We start from the raw sequence: 23486 nt of genomic DNA on the forward strand, positions 1-23486 counted from the left end.
CCTCCTGTCTATTATTCTACTATTGCTAGTATATCTTCTTGTTTTAGTATGGTGTATTCTTCACCATCAATTTTAACTTCTGTACCAGCATATTTTGAGAATAATACCTTATCCCCAACTTTAACTTCTAATTCAATTCTAGTACCATCAACAATAGCTCCAGGTCCAACAGCTACAACTTCAGCTTCTTGTGGTTTTTCCTTTGCTGCTCCTGTTAAAACTATACCGCTTTTTGTTTTTTCTTCTGCTTCTAATCTTTTGATAACAACTCTGTCACCAAGTGGTTTAATTCTCATTTTCTAAACCCTCCTTATGATTTTTAGAGTATATATAATTTAATATTAAACTTATTTGTTAGCACTCATCAATATCGAGTGCTAATACAATTATTATAATAGACAATACTATTTAATAATTCAACAACTAATTGATATTTTTATCCATTTTTTTAGACCGAATTGTTTAATTTTAAGAAATTATCTCTTTTTTTCTAACTTTTTCTTTGATTTCCTCTATAATTATAGTCTTTATAAAAATTAACTGATATATTTAGCATTTTTTTTAAATATATCAGTTAATTTTCATATAAAAACATAAAAAATTCACAAATTTATTATATTATTTTTTATAAAGCTATTTATTTTTCATGAAAAATGATAATAATTAAAATATGAAACTTTATATTCTATGCTACGTGAAAGGACGTTATGATGATTTCTAAAAATTATAGTTATTTAACTAAGATCTCAAATTTTATTCTCTCTCTTATCTTAACCATTGCTTCAATTGGTTTGTGGTCAATAGCAACCTTAAATTTCACGCCACTATATAAGATAGGTATAAAAGCTTTTGATATTACAAGTGCTACATCCCTCTCAGAAGGACAACTTATGATAAACTACAAAGTACTTATTAAATATCTTCAATCGCCTTTTATACATAAATTGAAATTCCCAGATTTTATAATGAGTGCTGGTGGAGAAACGCATTTTGTTGATGTGAAAAATATATTTATATATCTTCATATTATAACTTGGTCTACTGTGATAATATTTGTATTATTATTTATATTTAAGAAAAAATATCTTTCAAAGGAAATATTTAATATATTTAACCATACTTTTTATATTCTATCTGTTTTTTCAATATCTATACTTATTTTAGTATTAAATAATTTCGATAAAACCTTTGAAAACTTCCACAAGCTATTTTTCAGCAATGATCTGTGGTTATTTGATCCAAATACTGATCCAGTTATAAATGCTTTGCCAGAAAACTTTTTTATGGTATGCGGAATAACAATCATAGCTCTAACTCTTATTCAAGTAATAACATTTAAGATTATTTATCATAGACATAAAAAGATATTAAGATCTTCAAAGAATAATATATTTCAACATTGATACCTATAACTTAATTATTGTGATAACTTATCCTATTGTTAACTATGAAACAGTACATAATAAGAGAGCTAATAAACCTATTAGCTCTCTTACTCTTTAATTATTATCATTGCCTTCCCTATTGATAAACTTTTTCCCCTTTAATACTCCTATAAGAAGAATCAAGGCCATAACTACTAAAATGATAGCTAATATCCATATCTTATCTACGGAAAGGTTATGTCCAAAAAAGATTGATACAAAAAGCATTGGTGTTCTGGCTAAATTAGATATAACAAGGAATTCCTTTAAAGAAAGACTTGATATGCCACATATATATCCTAAAACATCTTTTGGTATTCCTGGTATTAGATATAATAGTAAGACTATCCTTCTTAAGGACTTATGCTTAGCTTCCACGCTCTTCTCAGTACCTTTCTTTCCCTTATGTTCCTCTTTAAAATGCTCAATCTTCTTTAGTAACCATAAATCTTTTTCACTTACTAACTTTTGCACAAAAGGTTTACCCAGTTTTCTAGATAAAATAAAGGTTATAGCACTTCCTATTATTGCTCCTATAATAGATAAGGCAAAGCCTATCCAAGGACCAAAGATATAACCTGCAGCTACCTGAACTATCTCGCCTGGTATTATAAATATAACTATTTGAAGTACCTGCATACCTAAAAATGCTAGCCACGAATAAGGTCCATAGCCTAATATTCTTTCTTTCATTTTCTTTATATCTGTAAATATGTATACATAGTCACCAAGATATTTGTAAAACAATGCTATGAATACTAGTACAGAAAAAGCTGCTATAATATGATATTTATATTTGTTAAGTTTTTCTTTCATCATCACATATCCTCGTAAAATTAAATATATTATACATCAATGTAACACTTTAAAATCAAACCTATATCTTAGGTTTAAACTTATAAATCTGACCTAATGCTACTTTCTACAATTCTCCATGTACGTACATTTTCCGCACGTAAAAAGCATTAATCCTTAATACTTTTTCATTAGAAACCTGTATCTATAGTATAATATACGAAATATATCTATACACTAGCTATTTTCTTAGTATTACCTTAATTTTTTATTAATATTTTATATATGGTTCCAACTTCAGCTATTAATTTATACACATTTAAAACCATAAACTCTGGTTTTTCAACAGGTATAAACTAACTTTCTGTAGATAAGTCTTATGTTTTATCTTACAATATATGTGATTTTTCTACATCCCTCATTATTATAACATCTATCGCATATTCTTCATACAATAATTGTCATATTTTTTAACTTTTCGCATTTAAATTATTTGTTAAGTCTAATAATACTATTGAATTATTAATTTCTAGAATTATCTACATTAATAATTCAGATAATATAATTGATTTGTGATTATCAAATTTCGATTAATTTCTTAAACATAATTAAAACTTTTAACTTGTAGGTGATATTATGCACAATGAAAATTATATTTGTGATTTATGCGGAAGAGAAGTTTCAAAAGTAACAGTACATCATTTGATTCCAAGAGAAGAAGGCGGCAAGGATTTAGCTACTGCAATGTTATGCATTCCTTGTCATAAACAAATCCACGCCCTTTATTCTAACAAGGAGTTATCAGTAAGACTCTATACCATATCAAGACTTAAGGATGATGATAAGATATCAAAATATCTTAAATTCATAACAAAACATCCTGGAGATTCTCATATCTCTGTAAAAAAATCTAAAAGTGTCAGAAAAAAATAGGCAGCAAGATAATAAAAGTTTCTTAAAACTTAAATAGTATCTTGCTGCCTAGTTATGATGGTTTATATTGACTTTAGTTTATACAAATCTAGTATGCCTCTACTATCTTTAAACTATTCAAATCATATAGACAAACCATTTCATTGTTAAATTAATATTTTAAAGTTTCTGCAATAACATTCATGCTAATCTAACCAATACAATATATTTTACTTTCATCAAACTTTTATATTGTTTTCTCTAGCATAGTAGAAGAAATACTGCTGAGCAAAACCTGAAAGTTCCCCAAATTTCTCTCTTCCAAATACCCTTATCTTATTAAGTGATACATCAGGTACTAAATAGAAATGAGACATAGCTCTTTTCACCCATACATCTACTGGAAAGGCTGAGTACTTTTTCATTGAGAACAGCATTACGCAGTCCGCTACTTTAGCCCCAACACCTTTAAAATTCTGGAGAGCTTCATGGCACTGGTCATCATTAAGCTTAGAAATCATTTGTAGATCATAATGAAGCAATTCTTTTTCTTCATCAGTCATTACTTCTATATCCTTATTACTGTTTAGAAGCTCATTACAGCCTCTTACCTTCTCTACAGTATCATAAATGTATTTACTTCTAAATGATGCTCCTGTAGTGTTTATTTCTTCTAAGGATGCCTTTGAAAATTGTTCTACAGTTGGAAAAGCATAATAAGTTTTTCCTTTATATTCGATGGCAGAGCCCCATCTTTCGCTTATTTTATTTATTGTCTTACTGATTACTGGTATAGAATTTCTTGCAGATATTATAAAGCTTATAAGTATTTCGAAAGGATCTTGCTTTAATATCCTTATACCATAACCAAAATCCACTGCTTTTTCTAATAAAGGATCTCCTGAGAATTTCTCCTTTATAGCTGTATAGTTTCTTTCTAAATCGAAATATTCCATCCATATATTATTAAAGTCTTCTTTATTTGCATTATGTATTATTATATCTTTCCCGCTTTCTTCTACCTCAATTACTCTCTCATGAGCTACACCTATGTAAGTACCATTTTCCTGTCTTATCCACCTAAAGCACTGACCACATTCAAAAACCTGTTTTATATTGAAGTTTTCTACTTCTTTAAGAATTACTTTATCGCCATAGTATTCCACATCTCTAAAATCCATTTTTATCACCTTTTCCTACTCATCTATAAGTTGTTATGATCTTTACCAAACATTATGCCAACTTACATATTTTACTTAAATATAATTATACTTTTATATTTATTTTTTTACAATTACTTAAGTAAAATCTTTACCATCAAATATATATTTTCATTTAATAATTAAAATTATTTACGACAAAAGCGTCTTATATTTCACTATATATAAACTTTCGTTCCATGGAAACTACAAACAAATAGTTTCTCCATCTCCGCTTTTGTAATTTTCCTTGGATTTGAGGTAGTACATGCATCTTCCACTGCATTCTCTGATATAAATTGTAGGTTACTATTAAACACTTCTTCTTTAACTCCATATTCTTTTAAGCTATTAGGTATTCCTAGTTTTTCATTAAGAGATCTTATAAGTTCTCTAAGTGCTTCTACTAATTCATTATCATTTTCCCCTTGAAGCTTTAATCTTCTGCTTATATCTGCATATCTTTCCAAACAAGTCTTTTTGTTAAAATCAATAACATAAGGTAAATATATTGCATTAGCACAACCATGTGGAATGTTGAAGATTGCACCAGTTTTATGAGCCATGCTATGGGTTATACCAAGCAAAGCATTGCTAAAGGCCATTCCAGCTAAACACTGAGCATAATGCATCTTTTCTCTAGCTTCTTTATCACCTTGATATGAACCTATTAAATTATCTCTAACCATTTCTATAGATTGCAATGCAAGCGGATCTGTAAAACAGGTATGCCCTGATGCAACATAAGCTTCTATACCATGAGTTAATGCATCCATTCCAGTATGCGCTGTAAGTTTAGGCGGCATTGTTTCAGCTAGCTCTGAATCTACTATAGCTATATCTGGTGTTATATCATAATCAGCTAAAGGATATTTTATTTTAGTTTTATAATCAGTTATAACGGTGAAGGCTGTAACCTCTGTAGCAGTACCTGAAGTAGACGGAATTGCCACAAACCTAGCTTTATTTCTAAGTGTAGGTATTGAGAAAGGTTTTATTATATTTTCAAACTTCTCTTCTGGATATTCATAAAAAATCCACATAGCCTTTGCTGCATCAATGGCTGAACCTCCACCCATCGCAACTATCCAATCTGGCTTAAACTCAAGCATTTTCTTAGCTCCATTAAGAACTGTTTCAACAGACGGATCTGGTTCTACCCCTTCTATCAAATTAACTTCTATATTAGCTTCCTTTAGATAACCTATGGCTCTATCGAGAAATCCAAATTTCCTCATAGATCCTCCCCCTGTAACTATGACCGCTCTCCTGCCTTCTAATTCCTTCAACTGCTCCATAGTTCCTCTTCCATAATATATATCTCTAGGTAACGTAAATCGACTCATCTAATTGCCTCCTAATTCTATCTATAATAATTCTACAAGATTATTAATGATGTACCAATTAAACTACAATTCAACTTTCATAACTCCTGTGTATTTAGATAATAGATTTTAAAATATATTTTTCTCAAATAATACATCATTACATTATTTACAGTGCCCTTAGGATATTATTAGTAATTACAACAAGTTTTATTTACAATACTTGATAAAATCATTTAGCCTTGTTTAAACATAATAAAAAAACACAGTTCTATTAAGAACTGTGTTTCAAAATTCATATAATGAATTATTATTTTGCGTAGTTGTGGAATCCTCTACCTGACTTTCTTCCTAACCAACCAGCTCTAACATACTTTCTTAGTAAGCTATGAGCTCTGTACTTAGTATCTCCAGTTTCACTGTAAAGAACATCCATGATAGCTAAACAAACGTCTAATCCTATAAGATCTCCTAAAGCTAGAGGTCCCATTGGGTGGTTTGCACCTAACATCATTGACTTATCTATATCAACTGCTGAAGCTATATCTTCTGCAAGTATTCCTACAGCTTCGTTGATCATTGGTATAAGTATTCTGTTAACTACGAAACCAGGTGCTTCAGCAACTTCTACTGGTTCCTTGCCTATAGCTATTGAAACTTCTTTAACTGCATCAAAAGCTTCTTGAGATGTAGCCATTCCTCTGATTATTTCAACTAGCTTCATTACTGGAGCTGGGTTGAAGAAGTGCATTCCTATAACTTTATCAGGTCTGCCAGTTGCAGCAGCAACTTCAGTTATTGATAAAGATGAAGTGTTTGAAGCTAATATAGTTTCTGGCTTACAGATCTTATCTAATTCAGCAAATATTTGCTTCTTTATAGCCATGTTTTCTACTGCAGCTTCTATAACTAAATCACAATCAGCAGCTAAGTTCATATCAGTAGTTCCTGATATTCTTGAAAGGATTTCTTCTCTAACTTCTTCAGTCATCTTTCCTTTAGCAACTAATTTGCTTAAGCCATTGCTGATTCCAGTTATTCCTTTATCAACAAATTCTTCCTTTATATCTCTAACTATAACTTCATATCCTTTTTGAGCGAAAGCTTGAACTATACCAGCTCCCATTGTACCAGCACCAAGAACAAATATCTTTTCCATGGGTATACCTCCTAAGATTTATATATTTAGTCCTACCTTTTTAGGTAGGACTTATAATTATATTCAAGAATTATGTTTAACTAATTGAATAATTTTATGCTTCTTCTTTTCTAGCTTTAGCTTTAGCAATAAGTTCAGGAATAACTTTGTTTAAGTCTCCAACTATAGCATAGTCAGCCATCTTCATGATAGGAGCAGTAGCATCCTTATTGATTGCTATGATCATATCAGAATCTTGCATACCAGCAGTATGTTGGATAGCTCCTGATATACCACAAGCTATATATATTGTTGGTTTAACAGTCTTACCAGTTTGACCTACTTGGTAAGCAGCTTCAAGCCAACCAGCTTCAGTAGCAGCTCTTGAACCAGCAACTGTTCCGCCTAAAGCGTCTGCTAATTCTTTTAGAAGTGCGAAGTTTTCTTTGTTTCCAACTCCTCTACCACCTGAAACGATTATGTTTGCTTCACTTATATCAACTATATCTTTAGCTTCTTTAACTACTTTAACAACCTTAGTTCTAACATCAGCATCAGTTAAGCTGATCTTAACTTCTTCAACTACTGCTTTGTTTTCAGTGTCTATCTTTGAGAATACACCTGGTCTTACAGTAGCCATTTGTGGTCTGTGATCAGTACAAGCGATAGTAGCCATTAAGTTACCACCAAATGCTGGTCTTGTAGCAAGAAGGAACTTTCCTTCTGCATCTATATCAAGTGATGTACAGTCAGCTGTTAAACCAGTTGTAAGTCTAGCTGCAACTCTAGGACCTAAATCTCTTCCTATGAATGTTGCTCCTATGAATAGTATTTCTGGCTTTCTTTCAGTAGCTAAGTCACAGATAACCTTTGTGTATCCATCAGTTGTATAGTTTTCTAATAATTCGTTTTCTACAACTAAAACTTCATCAGCTCCGTGAGCTCCTAACTTTTCAGCTAATCCCTTAACGTTGTTTCCTATTAATAAAGCTGTTAGCTTAACTCCTAGCTTATCAGCAATTGTTCTTCCTTCTCCTAAAAGTTCTAATGAAACTTTTTGAAGTTCGCCGTTTCTTTGTTCAGCGAATACCCATACGCCTTTAAAATCTGCTATATTCATAATATTTTACCTCCCAAATCTTAGATGTAGTGTTTTTCGATCAATTTTCTTAATACGTACTCTGCTGCTTCGTTTGCTGGTAATTGAACTAATTCTCCAGCTCCCTTAGTTTCTTTTGTCATTGATTTTTTAACCTTTGTTGGAGAACCTTTTAGTCCTAATACACTCTTATCTACATCTATGTCGTCTGCTGACCATATTTTAATTTCTTTACCAGCAGTTTCGAAGATTAAACCTACGTTCATATATCTTGGTTCGTTTAATTCTTTAATTGCTGTTAAAAGCACTGGTGCTTTAACTTTTATTAATTCATAACCATCTTCTAATGCTCTGTTAACTAGAAGACCGTCTTCTTCAACAGTAACACCTTGAACATAAGTTACTTGAGGTATATTTAAATGCTCTGCTATTTCTGGTCCAACTTGTGCAGTATCTCCATCGATAGCCTGTCTTCCAGCAAATATTATATCATATTCTAATTTTCTTATAGCTCCTGCTAAAGCGTTTGAAGTTGCAAGAGTGTCAGCTCCAGCAAATGCTCTATCAGTTATTAGTATAGCTTCGTCTGCACCCATACATAATGCTTCTCTTAAAGCTACTTGTGCTTGAGGAGGTCCCATACTTACAACAGTTATATGAGCACCTTTTTCTTCTTTTATTCTTATAGCTGCTTCTAACGCATGCTTATCTTCTGGGTTTATTATTGAAGGAACACCTTCTCTTATAAGAGTTCCAGTCTTTGGATCTATTTTAACAGCTGTAGTATCTGGTACTTGCTTTAAACAAACTACTATTTTCATCTTTTTCTGTCCTCCCTAAAACTATTTTAAAATGTTTGCTGATATAACCATCTTTTGAACTTCTGAAGTTCCTTCGTAAAGTTCAGTTATCTTAGCATCTCTCATTAATCTTTCAACTGGGTATTCCTTAGTATATCCGTATCCACCGAATATTTGAACAGCCTTAGTTGTTACTTCCATAGCTACTTCTGCAGCAAATAATTTAGCTCTAGCAGCATCTACTGTGTAAGGAAGTTTATTTTGTTTAAGCCATGCAGCTCTATATACTAAGTATCTAGCAGCTTCAACCTTAACATCCATTTCAGCTATATACCATTGTAAACCTTGGAATGCAGCAAGTGGTCTTCCGAATTGCTTTCTTTCCATCATGTAGTTCTTAGCTTCTTCTAATGCTCCACCAGCAAGTCCTAGTGCTTGAGCAGCTATACCTATTCTTCCTCCATCAAGAGTCTTCATAGCTATACCAAATCCCTTACCTTCTTGACCAAGTAAGTTTTCCTTTGGAACTATACAGTTTTGCATTACAAGTTCAGTTGTTGATGAAGCTCTGATACCCATCTTGTTTTCAACTTTACCTATTGAGAATCCTGGGAATGATTTTTCAACTATGAAAGCTGATATTCCTTTTGTTCCCTTGCTCTTGTCTGTCATAGCAAATATTATGAAAGTTTCAGCAACTCCACCATTTGTTATAAATATCTTAGATCCGTTAAGGATGTAGTTATCTCCATCTAATACTGCAACTGTTTGTTGACCAGCAGCATCTGTTCCAGCACCTGGTTCAGTTAATCCAAATGCACCTAATTTTCTTCCGCTAGCAAGATCTGGTAGGTACTTTTGTTTTTGAGCTTCAGTACCAAATTCATTAACTACTGAACCGCAAAGTGATGTATGAGCTGATACTATAACACCATGAGTACCACAAACCTTTGATAATTCTTCAACTGTTAGGATGTATGATAAAACATCTCCGCCAGCACCTTCATACTTCTTATCAAAAGGAATTCCTAGCATACCTAGAGCAGCCATTTTCTTTGCATTTTCCATTGGGAATTCTTCAGTCTCGTCAATTTCACCTGCTATTGGCTTAACTTCGTTTTGAGCAAAATCTCTAACCATTTGTCTTACTAATTCTTGTTCTCTTGTTAATTGGAAATCCATTTATTTATTCCCTCCTGCTATTTATTTAAGTATAGAGCAACTATTGATTGCCCTTTTATATATGTTCATTATTCACGGAGCAATTTAACTTGCTCCGTCTAGTATTTACTAATATCTTTAAATTTAAATATGAATTAAAGAATTTTTCAAAAAGTCATAAATTTAATTATTGGTTTTTGAAGTTCTTTTCTCTTCTTTCAACAAATGCAGTCATACCTTCTGTTTGATCTTCAGTTGCGAAACACTTACCGAAGTCTTCAGCTTCTATAACTATAGCTTCATCAATGCTTACTTGCATTCCTCTGTCTATAGCATCTTTACATAATTTAACTGCGATTGGAGCATTCTTAGCTATCTTGTTTGCAAGAGCTTTAGCTTCAGTCATTAAATCTTCTAGAGCTACAACTTTATTAACTAAACCTATTCTTAATGCTTCTTCTGCATTAATTATGTCTCCAGTGTATATTAATTCTTTTGCTTTACCAAGTCCAACTATTCTAGGAAGTCTTTGTGTTCCACCAAATCCTGGAGTTATTCCAAGTCCACTCTCTGGTTGAGCGAATTTTGCCTTTACAGAAGCTATTCTTATATCACATGCCATAGCAAGTTCACAGCCTCCACCTAATGCAAAACCTGAAATTGCTGCAATAACTGGTTTGTCCAATACTTCTAACCTTCTGAAAACTTTATTTCCTAAAGCTCCGAATTCTCTACCTTGCTCTTCATTTAAGTCTTTCATTTCAGCTATATCAGCACCAGCAACAAATGATTTCTCACCTGCACCTGTTAAAATAACAGCGTAAACTTCTTTATCTTTTTCTAGTTCTGCTACAACTGTGTCTATGTCCTTTAATGTTTCTGAGTTAAGTGCGTTTAAAGCCTTTGGTCTGTTTATTGTCACAATAGCAATATTTCCTTCTTTTTCAAGGATAACATTTTTTAATTCCATTGTTTTGGCCTCCTTAAAGTAGTTATATTCTTAACAAAGCATATAAGTTTTATTTGCATAATCTTATATTACAATAAAAAGCTTACTAAATTTGTTAAATCTTTTTAATGCTTGTTAATATTATAACAAGCAAAGATAAAAATAATTGAAGTCCGTAAACTTCAATTATGATTATACTTGTTTAAGAATACATTTGCAATATATTTTGTGTCTTTTTTAACAATTTTTAATCTAATATTTGTATTTATTATTTAGTTTTGGGATTCATTTATCAAATATGCCAATGTTAGTAAACTTTCACTTAAGTGAACATTTTCTACAATTACATCTTTAGGCGCTACTAAATCTATAGGTGCAAAGTTCCATATACCCTTTACTCCATTTTCCACTAATTCATCACAAACCTTTTGAGCATTGTTATCTGGAACACATAAAATTGCTATATCAACATGATTTTCTTTTAGAAAATCTTTAATTCCATCTATGCCTTTTATCTCTACGTCTTTTATTCTAATACCTGTCAATCTTGGGTTTGCATCAAACATTCCAAGAAGATTAAACCCTAGTTTTTCAAATTGAGTGTAGTTTGCAAGCGCCTGCCCTATGTTACCAGCACCTATTATTATAGTGTTATAATCTCTCTGAAGGCCAAGAATAGCAATTATTTGATTGTATAAATCTCTTACATTATAACCATAGCCTTGTTGACCAAAATCACCAAAGCAGTTTAAATCCTGTCTTATCTGCGATGCTGTAAACCCTATCTTTTCACTTAATTCTTTAGATGAAATTCTATCAACATCATTTTTTAATAATTCTAATAGATATCTATGATATTTTGGTAGTCTCTTTATGACAGCCATAGATATATTTTTCTTCTTTTCCATTTATGTCACCTCTTCTTAAATTAACAAATAAGTTATCAAATTCTATAAAATCGCTAAAAAACTTAGCCGTATATTTTTTGTAAGCCTGTTTTTCTGAACCTCGTTCACCTGACAAGCCAATAAATCCTATTGTTTTACTTTTAATTTACCCACAAATTAAAAATTTCTAATTATCTAAAGAGTAATAAAATCCACTATACTACTCTATTACCTATATATATTACCACATTTAACTTAAACTTATCTATATGTTAGTTATAAAATTGTTTTAATATGAAATTGTATTAATATAAAATTATATTAATACCTTACGCTTAGTAATTTATCTGAATATTATCATTTATTAAACAAAAGATATTTATTATTTAGCAATATTTCATGTTAAATATTGATTGTTTTCCCATATAAATTTATAATAACAACAACAAATATAAATAACCTAATATATAAACATATTTAAGAGGAGGATAAAAAAATGTTAAGCGAAAGATTAATTGAGGCTTTAAATGAACAAATAAACTTTGAATTCTATTCATCTTATAGTTATCTAGCAATGGCTGCATTTGCTCAATCAGAGGATTTAGATGGCTTTGCAAATTTCTTTAGAGTTCAAGCTCAAGAAGAGCTTTTCCACGCTATGAAATTTTATGATTATGTATATCAAAAAAATGGTGACGTAACCCTTCAGGCTATAGATAAGCCACAGCTAAAATTTGAAAATATGATTGATGTTTTTGAAAAAGGCTACGAGCATGAACAAGAAGTTACAAGAAGAATATATAATCTTGCAGATATAGCAAATGAAGAAAAAGAGCATTCTACTATATCACTATTAAAATGGTTTATAGATGAGCAAGTTGAAGAGGAAGATAATTTTAATAAACTAATTAAAAAACTCAGAAGAGCAGAATCAAATCCTGCAGCTCTTTATATGTTAGATGAAGAATTGGCGCAAAGAGTTTATACTGCCCCTGCAACAGGTACAGCTGCTCAGTAAAAGTATGTGTTGTTAAAGCTACCTGTTGAAATTGAGCGGTTAGTCATCCGATGCTTTAATGACCTTACGCAAAGAATTAATATATAGCATCTCCTGCATAACCACTTAATTTAAACAATATTCTTAAACATAGTGTAAAAAGCAGCTGAACTAAATTTAGTTTCAGCTGCTTTTATTATATAAATATATCTATATGTAGATGTACCACTTCGTAATAAATTTTATATCTTCAAGTTCTCCTCTTAAAACCCATAAGAGGTTTGAAAATAGATTTCGATCGAAACTAGTACCTCTTTAATAACACTGTTAAAAATATAACTGTTCCAATTCTGTTAAGAACCTATCAATGTTTATAACTTCTAATATATATGTAAATGTTCAAGCAGTATGCTCGTCCCTATAACTACCAATATAACTCCTCCAAATAATTCTGCTTTGGATTTTAGTAGTTCTCCAAATTTCTTTCCTATGAATACAGCCATAAAACAAACTACAAAGGTTGTTAACGCTATTGCGAGTATTGCTTCAAGTATATTAACCTTTAAAAAAGCAAAACCTATACCAACAGCTAACGCATCAATACTTGTTGCAATTGCAAGCAGTATGAACTCTTTGTTACTGGTTGTAGCTAATTGTTCTTTCTCTTCATCTTCTTCATCTCTTATAACATCAAGAATCATTTTCCCACCAATTATTGAAAGCAAGGCAAATGCAATCCAATGATCAAACTTCTCTATATACTGTGTGAAATTTATTCCTAGTATCCATCCTAATAGAGGCATGGCTCCCTGAAATCCTCCAAAATATAACGCCGCCTTTAAGGCTATATTTTTCTTATCTTTGTTTGTTGATTTTATTCCTAGCGTAAGAGCTACAGCAAAAGCATCCATTGATAAAGCTAGTCCAGTAAGAAAAATCGATAATACGTTCATATGTCCCCCTAAAATAATTGGTTTTTAATAAAAATTTTATCATAGATTTTTTAAAACTTTAATATGTAAAATTTAAAAATTCGTAAAAATGTGGAAAACTCTATTTTTATTTAAATCTTAGAACATTTTTTTAGATTCATAGATGTATAAAGATAATCAAAATTCGATTAAAACAAAAGGAAAATGAGACTTATGTATAACGCAACCCTCGTTATACATAAGTCTCACAATTTAATACAAAGCCAGATGAAAAGCATCAGTATGTTGACTCTGCAACAACATTAAATGTTGTCTGCTACTCCCTTATGCCTGAAAGTATTCTCAACGAAAACAATTATATTTAATTATCGGACTAATGTCAACACGATTTGTAGTTTTTTTTGTTTTTTTGTCAAATAAAAGCTGTAGTAATTTATGGTAACCTCTAAAACTAGTCTAAATCAGTCTTTATCCAGCTCATCATACCTCTTAATTCTTTTCCAACCTTTTCAATTGGATGCTCTTTTTCCATTCTTCTCTTAGCATTGAAGTAAGGTCTATTTACCGAATTTTCAACTAACCAGTTTCTTGCAAAAGTTCCATCCTGTATATCTTTAAGTACGTCTCTCATAGCTTTTCTTGTGTCTTCAGTAACTATCTTTGTTCCAGTTACATAGTCACCATACTCAGCAGTATCACTTATAGAATATCTCATAGTGCTCATTCCGCCTTGATACATTAAATCAACAATTAGCTTCATTTCATGTAGACATTCAAAGTAAGCATTTTCTGGGGAATAACCAGCCTCAACTAAAGTATCAAATCCAGCTTTTATAAGCTCAGTAACACCTCCACAAAGTACAGCCTGCTCTCCAAATAAGTCTGTTTCTGTCTCATCTTTAAAAGTAGTTTCAAGAACACCAGCTCTTGCTCCTCCTATACCTATAGTATAAGCTAATGCATAATCCTTTGCTTTTCCTGAATAATCTTGCTCTACAGCTATAAGACATGGAACTCCTGAACCTTCAGTGTAAGTTCTTCTTACCATGTGTCCTGGGCCTTTAGGCGCAACCATGAAAACATCAACGAAAGCAGGTGGAACAATTTGTCCATAGTGAATATTGAAACCATGTGCAAACACTAATGCCTTACCTTCAGTTAAAGCTGGTTCTATCTCTTCCTTATATAGCTTTGCTTGTTTTTCATCAGGAACTAATATCATAATTATATCGCAGTTTTCTGTAGCTTCTTTTACAGTAGCTACTTTAAGTCCTGCTGCTTGAGCCTTTTCAAAAGATTTGCTTCCATTATATAAACCTACAGTAACATCTATTCCACTTTCATGTAAATTAAGTGCATGAGCATGTCCTTGGCTTCCATATCCAATTACAGCAACCTTTTTTTCTTTTAATAAATTTAAATCTCCATCTTTTTCATAATACATCTTTACCATGTTATTCCCCATCCTTTTCTATTTTTTCTATCATTTTATTTACTGCATTTATTAATGCGTTTATGCTAGCTTCAATAATATCCCCTGAGAGAGCCTTACCTACAAATATATTATTTGCCTCTTCAATCTTTACAGTAACCTCTCCCAGCGCATCTTCCCCATCACTAACTGATTGTATAGTGTAATCTTTAAGCTTTATCGGTATATTAATAGCCCTCTCAACTGCTTTAAATGCTGAAGCAACAGTCCCATCCCCTACTGAACTTTCTCTTAAAACTTCTCCATTAAACTCAATTTCCACTGTAGTTGTAGGTATACTTCTATTACCTCCAAGAGTCTGAAAGGAAACTAGCTTATAGGTTTCTTCCGCTATATTGGCATTGTTATTTATAATTGCCTCTATATCCTTCCAGGTAATATTCTTTTTTCTATCAGTGAGCTTTTTAAATTTATCAAAAGCATCATTTACAGCTTCTTCATCCATCTCAATACCATTTTCTTTTAAGTAACTAGAAAAAGCATGTCTCCCTGAATGTTTACCAAGAACTATATTATTATTTTGAACTTTACCTATAGATTCAGGAGTGATTATCTCATAGGTGGATTTTTCCTTTAAAACTCCATCTTGATGAATTCCAGATTCATGCGCAAAAGCATTTTCACCTACGATAGCTTTGTTAGGCTGAACTACAATTCCGGTTAAGGAAGAAACAAGTTTACTGCTTCTCCATATTCCATTAATCTTTATTCCTGTCTCCATATCTAAATAACTTTTTCTTGTTTCAATAGCCATAACTATTTCTTCAAGTGATGCATTTCCTGCTCTTTCACCAAGTCCATTAATAGCACATTCCACTTGAGTTGCACCATTCATGATACCACTTAAGGAGTTAGCTACTGCCATTCCTAGATCATCATGACAATGAACTGATACATCTATGTTTTCTATACCTTTAACATTATCCATTATATTTTTAATAAAGTTACCATAATCATTTGGTAATGCATACCCAACAGTATCCGGTATATTTATGACCTTAGCTCCTGCTTTTATAACTTCTGTAAAAAGCCTAATTAGATATTCAGGATTGCTTCTATAAGCATCCTCAGCTGAAAATTCAACATCAGAACACAAGCTTGAAGCATACTTAACCATCTCTACAGCTCTTTCTAAAACTTGATCCTCAGTCATATTAAGCTTGTATTTTAGGTGAATTGGCGAAGTAGCAATAAAAGTGTGTATCCTTGCACTTTCAGCATCCCTTATTGCCTCATAAGCTCTATCAATATCTCCCTTAGTAGCTCTCGCAAGAGCTGCCACTGTTGAATTTTTGATAGTTTTAGCTATAGAAGCAACACTTTCAAAGTCCCCAATGGAGGCTGTAGGAAACCCTGCTTCTATTACATCAACACCTAAGGCTTCTAGATTTTTTGCTATGATTAACTTTTCTTTCAGATTCAAGTTTACCCCTGGCGTCTGCTCCCCATCTCTTAGAGTAGTATCAAAAATCTTGATTTTCTTCACTATTCCACCCCCTATTTTATTTTTTGTTTAGGTATTGTACTGAAATTAATATGCTCCTACCTCCGATACTTTAATGATCTTCGCAAAGAATTAATATGATTTTCTCCAGTGAAATGACTAAAACTTTATAACTCACTTCGTTCAGACAATAAAGTTCCCGAGCGTCATTTCACTTCCAAAAATCATTTAATTCTAGTTGCTTGACCATATAGTATCTCCTGTAGGAACATCTTAATTTCAAAATACTCTCAAACAAAGTACCATTGCTATCTATATACCTACGCTTCAGATATTATGTCATCTATAGGTGCTCCAGGAGCAACCATAGGAAATACCTTTTTATCTATATTTATAACGTAATCTATAACTACAGGTACTTCTGAGGTAAAAGCCTTGTCTAACACTTCATTAAGCTCAGAAGGGTCTGTTACTCTAAAACCTTTTGCCCCGTAAGCTTCGGCAAGTTTAACGTAGTCTGTTCCTCTGTTAAGTGTTGTATAAGAGTATCTGCTTTCATAGAAGAAGCTTTGCCACTGTCTAACCATTCCAAGACAGCCGTTATTCAATATTATTATTACTACTGGCACTCTATTGCTAACTGCTGTTGCAAGTTCTATAGCGTTCATAGAAAAGCTTCCATCTCCAGCTATATTTACAACCTTCTTATGTGGCAGACCTAGCTTCACCCCAATTGAAGCTCCAAGGCCATACCCCATAGTTCCAAGTCCTCCAGAGGTTATAAGGGTTCTTGGTCTTAAGAAAGTATAGTGAAGTGCCGCCCACATCTGATGTTGACCTACTTCGGTAGTCATAACAAGTTCTTCTCCGAAGCTATTATACAAACTGCTAAATAGTAATTCTGGAGTTAAGTTTTCATTATCCTCCTTATGGCCTTTTAAAGCTTTGTACTCCCTGATAAGCTCTAACCACTGTTCATTTCTTTTCTCATCTATAAGATCAATAAGCTTTTCCAAGGTATATCTAACATCTCCAACAATATTTGCATCTGTTTTAATATTCTTATCTATCTCTGCTGGATCAATATCTATCTGTATAACTTTTGCATTTTTAATATGATCTCTACTTCCTACAACTCTATCAGAAAACCTAGTTCCTACTGAAATTATCAAATCGGCTTTTGTTGCTAAAAGATTTGAAGCTTTAGTTCCATGCATCCCAATCATACCTGTATAAAGTTCATGATCTCCTGGAAAAGCTCCCATTGCCATTAAGGAAGTTGTTACTGGTGCATTTATCTTAAGTGCTAATTCTTTTAATATCTCTGTAGCTCCAGAGCTTATAACCCCGCCACCTGCAAATATCAAAGGTCTTTTGGCTTTGTTTATAAAATCTGCAAAGTTTGCTAGAGCTTTGTCTGTCACAAACTTGTATTCTTCTTTTACTTCAATAGGCGCTTTACTTTCGTATTCACAAAGCTTTGCCGTAATATCTTTTGGGATATCTATAAGAACTGGTCCTGGCCTACCTTCTTTAGCTATATAAAAAGCCTTTCTTATAGTTTCTTGAAGTTCTTCTACATCTCTTACTATGAAGTTATGTTTAGTTACTGGCATTGTTATACCTACTATATCTACTTCTTGAAAACTATCTCTTCCAAGCAGTGGAGTTGTAACATTTCCTGTTATAGCAACCATTGGCACGGAGTCCATATAAGCAGTAGCTATACCAGTAACTAAATTTGTAGCACCTGGCCCAGAGGTTGCAAGACACACACCAACCTTGCCAGTAGCTCTTGAGTACCCATCAGCAGCATGAGCAGCACCTTGTTCATGGCATGACAGCACATGTTTTATCCTATTTTCATTTTTGTAGATAGCATCATATATATTAAGTACAGCTCCACCAGGATAGCCGAAAATTATATCTACCCCTTCATCTATTAAAGTATTGATTAATATTTCTGAGCCGTTTATTCTCATAGGATCCTCCTATCTTAGTACTGCCCCAGCACTAGCAGAGCTTACAAGTCTAGCATAACGACTGAGATAGCCTTCTTTTATTTTTGGTTCAGGTAAAACCCATTTTTCTCTTCTTGCCTCTATTTCTTGAGCACTTACCTGAAGTTCTAATTTACCATTTTTTATATCTACTAAAATCTTATCTCCCTCTTCTACTAAAGCTATAAGTCCGCCTTCATAAGCTTCTGGAGATACATGGCCTATAGCAGCTCCACGAGTTGCACCAGAAAATCTTCCATCAGTGATTAATGCAACGGTTTTATCAAGTCCCATTCCAGCAAGAGCTGAGGTTGGAGATAGCATCTCTCTCATTCCTGGACCGCCTTTTGGACCTTCATATCTTATTACAACCACATCACCTTTATTTATCCTTCCACCAAGTATGGCTTCTATGGTATCTTCTTCTGAATTGAATACTCTTGCAGGTCCTTCATGCACCATCATTTCTTCAACTACTGCAGATCTCTTAACTACAGCTCCATCTAATGCTAGATTTCCTCTTAGTACAGCTATTCCACCAGTTTTGCTGTATGGATTTTCTACTGACTTTACAACAGAGTGATCTGCTTCTGAGGCTGCTTCAACTATCTGACCTTGTGTAAGCCCGCTAGCAGTTATACAACCTAAATCTAATAAATCAAGCTTAGCAAGTTCCTTCATAACAGATTTTATTCCACCTGCCCAGTATAAATCTTCTATATGATGTCCACCTGCAGGAGCTAGTTTACAAAGATTAGGCGTTACACTACTTATTTCATTTACCTTGTCTAAATCAAATTCTACTTTAGCTTCATTAGCTATGGCTGCTAAGTGAAGCACACTATTAGTTGAACATCCTAGGGCCATATCTACAGTTAAAGCATTTTTTATACTTCTTTCATTTACTATATCTCTAGGCTTTATATCCGCTTTAACTAAGTCTAATATTTTCATCCCTGCATGCTTTGCCAGTCTTAATCTTTCTGAATAAACAGCAGGTATCGTTCCATTACCAGGAAGTGCTAAACCAAGCACTTCACTTAAACAGTTCATAGAGTTTGCTGTATACATCCCTGAGCATGAACCACAGGTTGGGCATGCTTTTTCTTCTAATTCTTTAAGATCACAGGTACTCATCTTTCCACTGCTGTGTGCACCTACTGCTTCAAATACAGTAGAAAGACTTACATCCTTGCCTTTAAACTTTCCTGCAAGCATTGGACCTCCGCTTACAACCACTGAAGGTACATTTAGTCTTAGTGCGCCCATAATTACACCTGGAACAATTTTGTCACAGTTTGGTATAAGTACTAGACCATCAAAACCATGTGCATTTGTCATACATTCTACGGAGTCAGCTATGAGTTCTCTCGAAGCTAAAGAATATTTCATTCCTATATGACCCATAGCAATCCCATCACATACTCCTATAACAGGAAATTCTATTGGAGTTCCCCCTGCAAGAAGTACTCCTTTTTTCACAGCCTCTACCACTTTATCTAGGTGAGTGTGTCCTGGAATTATTTCATTATGTGAAGTTACAATTCCTATTAATGGTCTATCTAGCTCCTCATCAGTAAAGCCTGCTGCTTTAAATAGAGATCTATGAGGAGTTCTTTCTACTCCTTTTTTAACTACATCACTTCTCATTTCGCTTCCTCCATTACCTATAATTTGTTTCAAAACTTAGTTTTTTCTTAGCTCTTCAATCACTAAGCTTCCCATTTCCTTTGTGCCAACCTTTTTCATACCTTCACTGAATATATCACCAGTTCTATAACCAGCTTCAAGTACACTTAGTACTGCTTTTTCAATTTCATCAGCTTCCTCTTGAAGATTGAAACTGAATCTAAGCATCATAGCTGTAGATAAAATTGTTGCAAGTGGATTTGCCAGTCCTTTTCCTGCTATATCAGGAGCACTTCCATGTATAGGTTCATACATCCCCATATTGTTTTCTCCAATACTAGCAGATGGAAGCATTCCTATAGATCCTGTTATCATTGACGCTTCATCTGATAATATATCTCCAAACATATTGCTAGTTACTATGACATCAAATTGTCTTGGATTTCTAACGATTTGCATTGCTGCATTATCAACATACATGTGATTTACAGTAACATCTGGATAGTCTTTTGCAACTTCTTCAACAACAGTTCTCCATAGTCTTGAGCTTTCTAATATATTTGCTTTATCTACACTTGTTAGAAGCTTGTTTCTTTTAAGTGCAATATCGAAAGCTGTTTTTACAATTCTTCTTATTTCAGTCACTGAATACTTTTCAGTATCATAAGCATATTGCTCATTATTTTCTTCAAATCTCCCTCTGTCTCCAAAGTAGATCCCTCCAGTAAGTTCTCTTACCACTGAAAAATCTATTCCTTCACCAATGACTTCATCCTTTAAAGGTGATGCCGCTCTTAGCGGTGAGTAAAGCAGTGCTGGTCTTAAGTTACAGTAAAGTCCAAGTCCTCCTCTAAGTCCTAAAAGAGCTTGCTCTGGTCTTTGCTTTGCATTTGGGTCATCCCACTTAGGACCGCCAACAGCTCCTAAAAGTACCGCGTCACTTTTTTTGCATTCTTCTAAAGTTTCTTCTGGAAGTGGAGTGCCTTCTTCATCCATAGCACAACCTCCAGCTAGTAAAAATTTATATTCAAATTTGTGATTATACTTTTCCCCAACTACCTCTAATACCTTTAAAGCCTCATCTACAACTTCTGGTCCTATTCCATCACCTTTTATTACAGCTACTTTATATGTCAACTTAAATCCCCCTTTTAACGTTCACGACTATTGCTGAAGCCTTTTCTATTTTCATTTCAATTTATATAGATAATTTAAATTCATAACTTTTTAACTATTTATAAAGTTAAATTCTTATATTTATAACTTCTTAAATTGTTATATTGTTAACTTTTTATATCCCCATATTTAGAATTCTTATTATCTGATTATGCTTAAGATTATTATTCAAATTAATTGATTATACAGGAGACGCCCTATGAGCTAGCTATTAGAATTAAATAATTTTTTCGGATGATTTTGCGTAAGCTCATTAAGGATGAATAACTCTAATCCTAAAAATATAAATTCAATTATAGAGTTGTTCATCTAAAGAGCGTTGGATGTATAATCAATTAATTCCTATAACGCGTTAATCACTATGACTTATTCTTTATATAACCTACTAAACCGTTGTTCTTTATTATTTCCTGCATAAACTCAGGGAATGGCTCTGCTTTGTATTCTTCCTGTTTAGTAAGATTCTTAATTACTCCATCATTAAAATCTATCTCTACTTCATCTCCAGCATCTATACCTGCTACAGCTTCTTCGCACTCTAATATAGGAAGTCCTATATTTATAGCATTTCTATAGAATATTCTTGCAAAGGTAGAAGCTATAACACAGCTTATTCCACTTTCTCTTATTGCTATAGGTGCGTGTTCTCTAGAGGAACCACATCCAAAATTTTTGCTCGCAACCATTATATCTCCATGGTTTACCTTATTAACAAAGTCTCCATCTATATCTTCCATACAATGAGCTGCAAGTTCCTTAAAGTCTGAAGTATTTAGGTATCTTGCTGGTATTATTACATCTGTATCAACATTATCTCCGTATTTAAAAACCTTTCCTCTTGCTTTCATCTTTGCTATTCCTCCTAAACTAATTCTGGGTCAGTTATTACTCCAGTCAGTGCTGAAGCTGCTGCTACTGCTGGACTTGCAAGGTAAACCTCTGACTCTACATGTCCCATTCTTCCAACAAAGTTTCTGTTTGTAGTAGAAACTGCTCTTTCACCTGCTGCTAGTATTCCCATATGTCCACCAAGACAAGGTCCACAAGTAGGAGTAGAAACAATTGCTCCAGCTTCAATGAAGTCTTTTAATAACCCTTCTTCCATAGCCTGCAGATAAATCTTTTGAGTTCCTGGGAAAACTATAGTCCTTACATACTTAGCAACCTTTTTACCTCTAAGGATTGAAGCTGCTACTCTTAAATCTTCTAATCTTCCATTTGTACAAGAGCCTATAACTACTTGATTTATCTTAACCTCACCAGCTTCATCTACAGTCTTAGTATTTTCAGGTAAATGAGGGAAAGCTACTGTTGGTCTTAGAGTAGACAAGTCTATCTCATAAACCTCATCATATTCAGCATCTTCATCTGGTTCATAAACTTTATATCCTCTTGTAGAATGTTCTTTCATATATTCAACGGTTTTTTCATCCACTGGGAATATTCCATTCTTAGCTCCTGCTTCTATTGCCATGTTTGCCATAGTAAATCTGCTATCCATTGAAAGATACTCAAGTCCATCTCCTGCAAATTCCATTGATTTATATAAAGCTCCATCAACACCTATAAGCCCTATGATATGAAGTATCACGTCCTTACCACTTATCCATTTAGCCGGTTTATTCTTTAATACAAATTTTAAAGCTGACGGAACCTTAAACCAACATTCTCCTGTAGCCATTCCTGCTCCCATATCTGTAGAACCTATTCCTGTTGAAAATGCACCTAATGCTCCATAAGTACAAGTATGTGAATCAGCTCCTATAACCACATCTCCAGCTACAACTAACCCTTTCTCAGGTATTAGAACATGCTCTATTCCCATCTCACCGATATCAAAGAAGTTTGTTATTTCCTTTTGCTGCGCAAATTCTCTTATAAACTTACATTGCTCTGCTGCTTTTATATCCTTATTAGGTGTAAAGTGATCTGGTACTATTGCAATTTTATCTTTATCAAAAACTTCTGTATCACCAAGTTTTTTAAATTCCTTTATAGCCACAGGTGAAGTTATATCATTGCCTAAAACCAAATCAAGCTTTGCTTGTATAAGTTGTCCAGCCTTTACAGTTTCAAGACCTGCATGGCTTGCTAATATTTTTTGAGTCATCGTCATCCCCATATTAA

General features: G+C 33.1%; 22 protein-coding genes. 3 read left to right on the forward strand and 19 right to left on the reverse strand.

The window, feature by feature from the left end; genetic code table 11:
* Positions 1 to 11: 11 nt before the first annotated feature.
* Complete coding sequence (gene groES, locus JHL18_RS07645) at positions 12 to 296, reverse strand: co-chaperone GroES (protein ID WP_200267758.1); 285 nt, start codon at positions 294 to 296, stop codon at positions 12 to 14.
* 414 nt (positions 297 to 710) lie between these two features.
* Here groES and JHL18_RS07650 point away from each other — a divergent pair, with 414 nt between their 5' ends.
* Positions 711 to 1403: a TIGR01906 family membrane protein gene (locus JHL18_RS07650; RefSeq protein WP_207752986.1), complete on the forward strand. Its 693-nt coding sequence runs from the start codon at positions 711 to 713 to the stop codon at positions 1401 to 1403.
* A gap of 96 nt (positions 1404 to 1499) precedes the next feature.
* Here JHL18_RS07650 and JHL18_RS07655 read toward each other — a convergent pair whose 3' ends face one another.
* Entirely contained in the window at positions 1500 to 2243 is a 744-nt protein-coding gene (locus JHL18_RS07655) for a TVP38/TMEM64 family protein (RefSeq protein WP_200267762.1), read from the reverse strand.
* Positions 2244 to 2855: 612 nt separating this feature from the next.
* Between JHL18_RS07655 and JHL18_RS07660 the strand changes: the two genes are divergently transcribed.
* A complete protein-coding gene (locus tag JHL18_RS07660) occupies positions 2856 to 3152 on the forward strand; it encodes an HNH endonuclease (RefSeq protein WP_200267769.1) in 297 nt (98 codons plus the stop codon).
* Between the two features lie 218 nt (positions 3153 to 3370).
* On the opposite strand, the gene JHL18_RS07665 is transcribed toward JHL18_RS07660, so the two are convergent.
* The 9 genes from JHL18_RS07665 to JHL18_RS07705 form a co-directional block, all read right to left on the reverse strand.
* Positions 3371 to 4312 carry a DNA-3-methyladenine glycosylase family protein gene (locus JHL18_RS07665; protein ID WP_200267771.1) on the reverse strand — a complete coding sequence of 314 codons (942 nt, stop codon included), beginning with the start codon at positions 4310 to 4312 and terminating at the stop codon, positions 3371 to 3373.
* Between the two features lie 197 nt (positions 4313 to 4509).
* Positions 4510 to 5676 carry an iron-containing alcohol dehydrogenase gene (locus JHL18_RS07670; protein ID WP_200267773.1) on the reverse strand — a complete coding sequence of 389 codons (1167 nt, stop codon included), beginning with the start codon at positions 5674 to 5676 and terminating at the stop codon, positions 4510 to 4512.
* A gap of 289 nt (positions 5677 to 5965) precedes the next feature.
* Positions 5966 to 6814 carry a 3-hydroxybutyryl-CoA dehydrogenase gene (locus JHL18_RS07675; RefSeq protein WP_200267775.1) on the reverse strand — a complete coding sequence of 283 codons (849 nt, stop codon included), beginning with the start codon at positions 6812 to 6814 and terminating at the stop codon, positions 5966 to 5968.
* 94 nt (positions 6815 to 6908) lie between these two features.
* Positions 6909 to 7913: an electron transfer flavoprotein subunit alpha/FixB family protein gene (locus JHL18_RS07680; RefSeq protein WP_200267776.1), complete on the reverse strand. Its 1005-nt coding sequence runs from the start codon at positions 7911 to 7913 to the stop codon at positions 6909 to 6911.
* A 20-nt stretch (positions 7914 to 7933) separates the two neighbouring features.
* Positions 7934 to 8713: an electron transfer flavoprotein subunit beta/FixA family protein gene (locus tag JHL18_RS07685; RefSeq protein ID WP_200267777.1), complete on the reverse strand. Its 780-nt coding sequence runs from the start codon at positions 8711 to 8713 to the stop codon at positions 7934 to 7936.
* A gap of 21 nt (positions 8714 to 8734) precedes the next feature.
* A complete protein-coding gene (locus JHL18_RS07690) occupies positions 8735 to 9874 on the reverse strand; it encodes an acyl-CoA dehydrogenase (protein ID WP_200267778.1) in 1140 nt (379 codons plus the stop codon).
* Positions 9875 to 10040: 166 nt separating this feature from the next.
* On the reverse strand, positions 10041 to 10823 hold the full coding sequence (locus JHL18_RS07695) for a short-chain-enoyl-CoA hydratase (RefSeq protein ID WP_200267779.1): 783 nt from the start codon (positions 10821 to 10823) through the stop codon (positions 10041 to 10043).
* A gap of 251 nt (positions 10824 to 11074) precedes the next feature.
* Positions 11075 to 11710 (reverse strand): redox-sensing transcriptional repressor Rex, encoded by a 636-nt coding sequence (locus JHL18_RS07700; RefSeq protein WP_200267780.1) that lies wholly within the window; start codon positions 11708 to 11710, stop codon positions 11075 to 11077.
* Positions 11652 to 11825: a hypothetical protein gene (locus JHL18_RS07705; RefSeq protein ID WP_200267781.1), complete on the reverse strand. Its 174-nt coding sequence runs from the start codon at positions 11823 to 11825 to the stop codon at positions 11652 to 11654. Before JHL18_RS07705 ends, JHL18_RS07700 begins: the two co-directional genes overlap by 59 nt.
* A gap of 360 nt (positions 11826 to 12185) precedes the next feature.
* Here JHL18_RS07705 and JHL18_RS07710 point away from each other — a divergent pair, with 360 nt between their 5' ends.
* Positions 12186 to 12707: a ferritin gene (locus JHL18_RS07710; RefSeq protein ID WP_200267783.1), complete on the forward strand. Its 522-nt coding sequence runs from the start codon at positions 12186 to 12188 to the stop codon at positions 12705 to 12707.
* Between the two features lie 359 nt (positions 12708 to 13066).
* Here JHL18_RS07710 and JHL18_RS07715 read toward each other — a convergent pair whose 3' ends face one another.
* The 8 genes from JHL18_RS07715 to leuC all read right to left on the reverse strand — a co-directional run bounded on the left by JHL18_RS07715 (position 13067) and on the right by leuC (position 23481).
* On the reverse strand, positions 13067 to 13639 hold the full coding sequence (locus JHL18_RS07715) for a manganese efflux pump MntP (RefSeq protein WP_200267785.1): 573 nt from the start codon (positions 13637 to 13639) through the stop codon (positions 13067 to 13069).
* A 430-nt stretch (positions 13640 to 14069) separates the two neighbouring features.
* Positions 14070 to 15071, reverse strand: coding sequence for a ketol-acid reductoisomerase (gene ilvC, locus JHL18_RS07720; RefSeq protein ID WP_200267787.1), 1002 nt, complete (start codon positions 15069 to 15071; stop codon positions 14070 to 14072).
* 1 nt (position 15072) lies between these two features.
* A complete protein-coding gene (locus JHL18_RS07725; RefSeq protein ID WP_200267901.1) occupies positions 15073 to 16599 on the reverse strand; it encodes a 2-isopropylmalate synthase in 1527 nt (508 codons plus the stop codon).
* A gap of 275 nt (positions 16600 to 16874) precedes the next feature.
* Positions 16875 to 18536, reverse strand: a complete 1662-nt coding sequence (gene ilvB, locus JHL18_RS07730) for a biosynthetic-type acetolactate synthase large subunit (RefSeq protein ID WP_200267789.1) — start codon at positions 18534 to 18536, stop codon at positions 16875 to 16877.
* A 9-nt stretch (positions 18537 to 18545) separates the two neighbouring features.
* The gene (gene ilvD, locus JHL18_RS07735) at positions 18546 to 20204 is read right to left on the reverse strand and encodes a dihydroxy-acid dehydratase (RefSeq protein WP_200267791.1); all 1659 of its coding nucleotides are present in this window, start codon (positions 20202 to 20204) and stop codon (positions 18546 to 18548) included.
* A 36-nt stretch (positions 20205 to 20240) separates the two neighbouring features.
* Complete coding sequence (gene leuB / locus JHL18_RS07740; protein WP_200267794.1) at positions 20241 to 21320, reverse strand: 3-isopropylmalate dehydrogenase; 1080 nt, start codon at positions 21318 to 21320, stop codon at positions 20241 to 20243.
* A 398-nt stretch (positions 21321 to 21718) separates the two neighbouring features.
* The gene (leuD, locus tag JHL18_RS07745; protein WP_200267796.1) at positions 21719 to 22207 is read right to left on the reverse strand and encodes a 3-isopropylmalate dehydratase small subunit; all 489 of its coding nucleotides are present in this window, start codon (positions 22205 to 22207) and stop codon (positions 21719 to 21721) included.
* 14 nt (positions 22208 to 22221) lie between these two features.
* On the reverse strand, positions 22222 to 23481 hold the full coding sequence (gene leuC / locus JHL18_RS07750) for a 3-isopropylmalate dehydratase large subunit (protein WP_200267798.1): 1260 nt from the start codon (positions 23479 to 23481) through the stop codon (positions 22222 to 22224).
* Positions 23482 to 23486 lie beyond the last annotated feature (5 nt).

It is taken from the genome of Clostridium yunnanense (assembly GCF_016595795.1).
GTDB lineage: Bacteria > Bacillota > Clostridia > Clostridiales > Clostridiaceae > Clostridium_AR > Clostridium_AR yunnanense.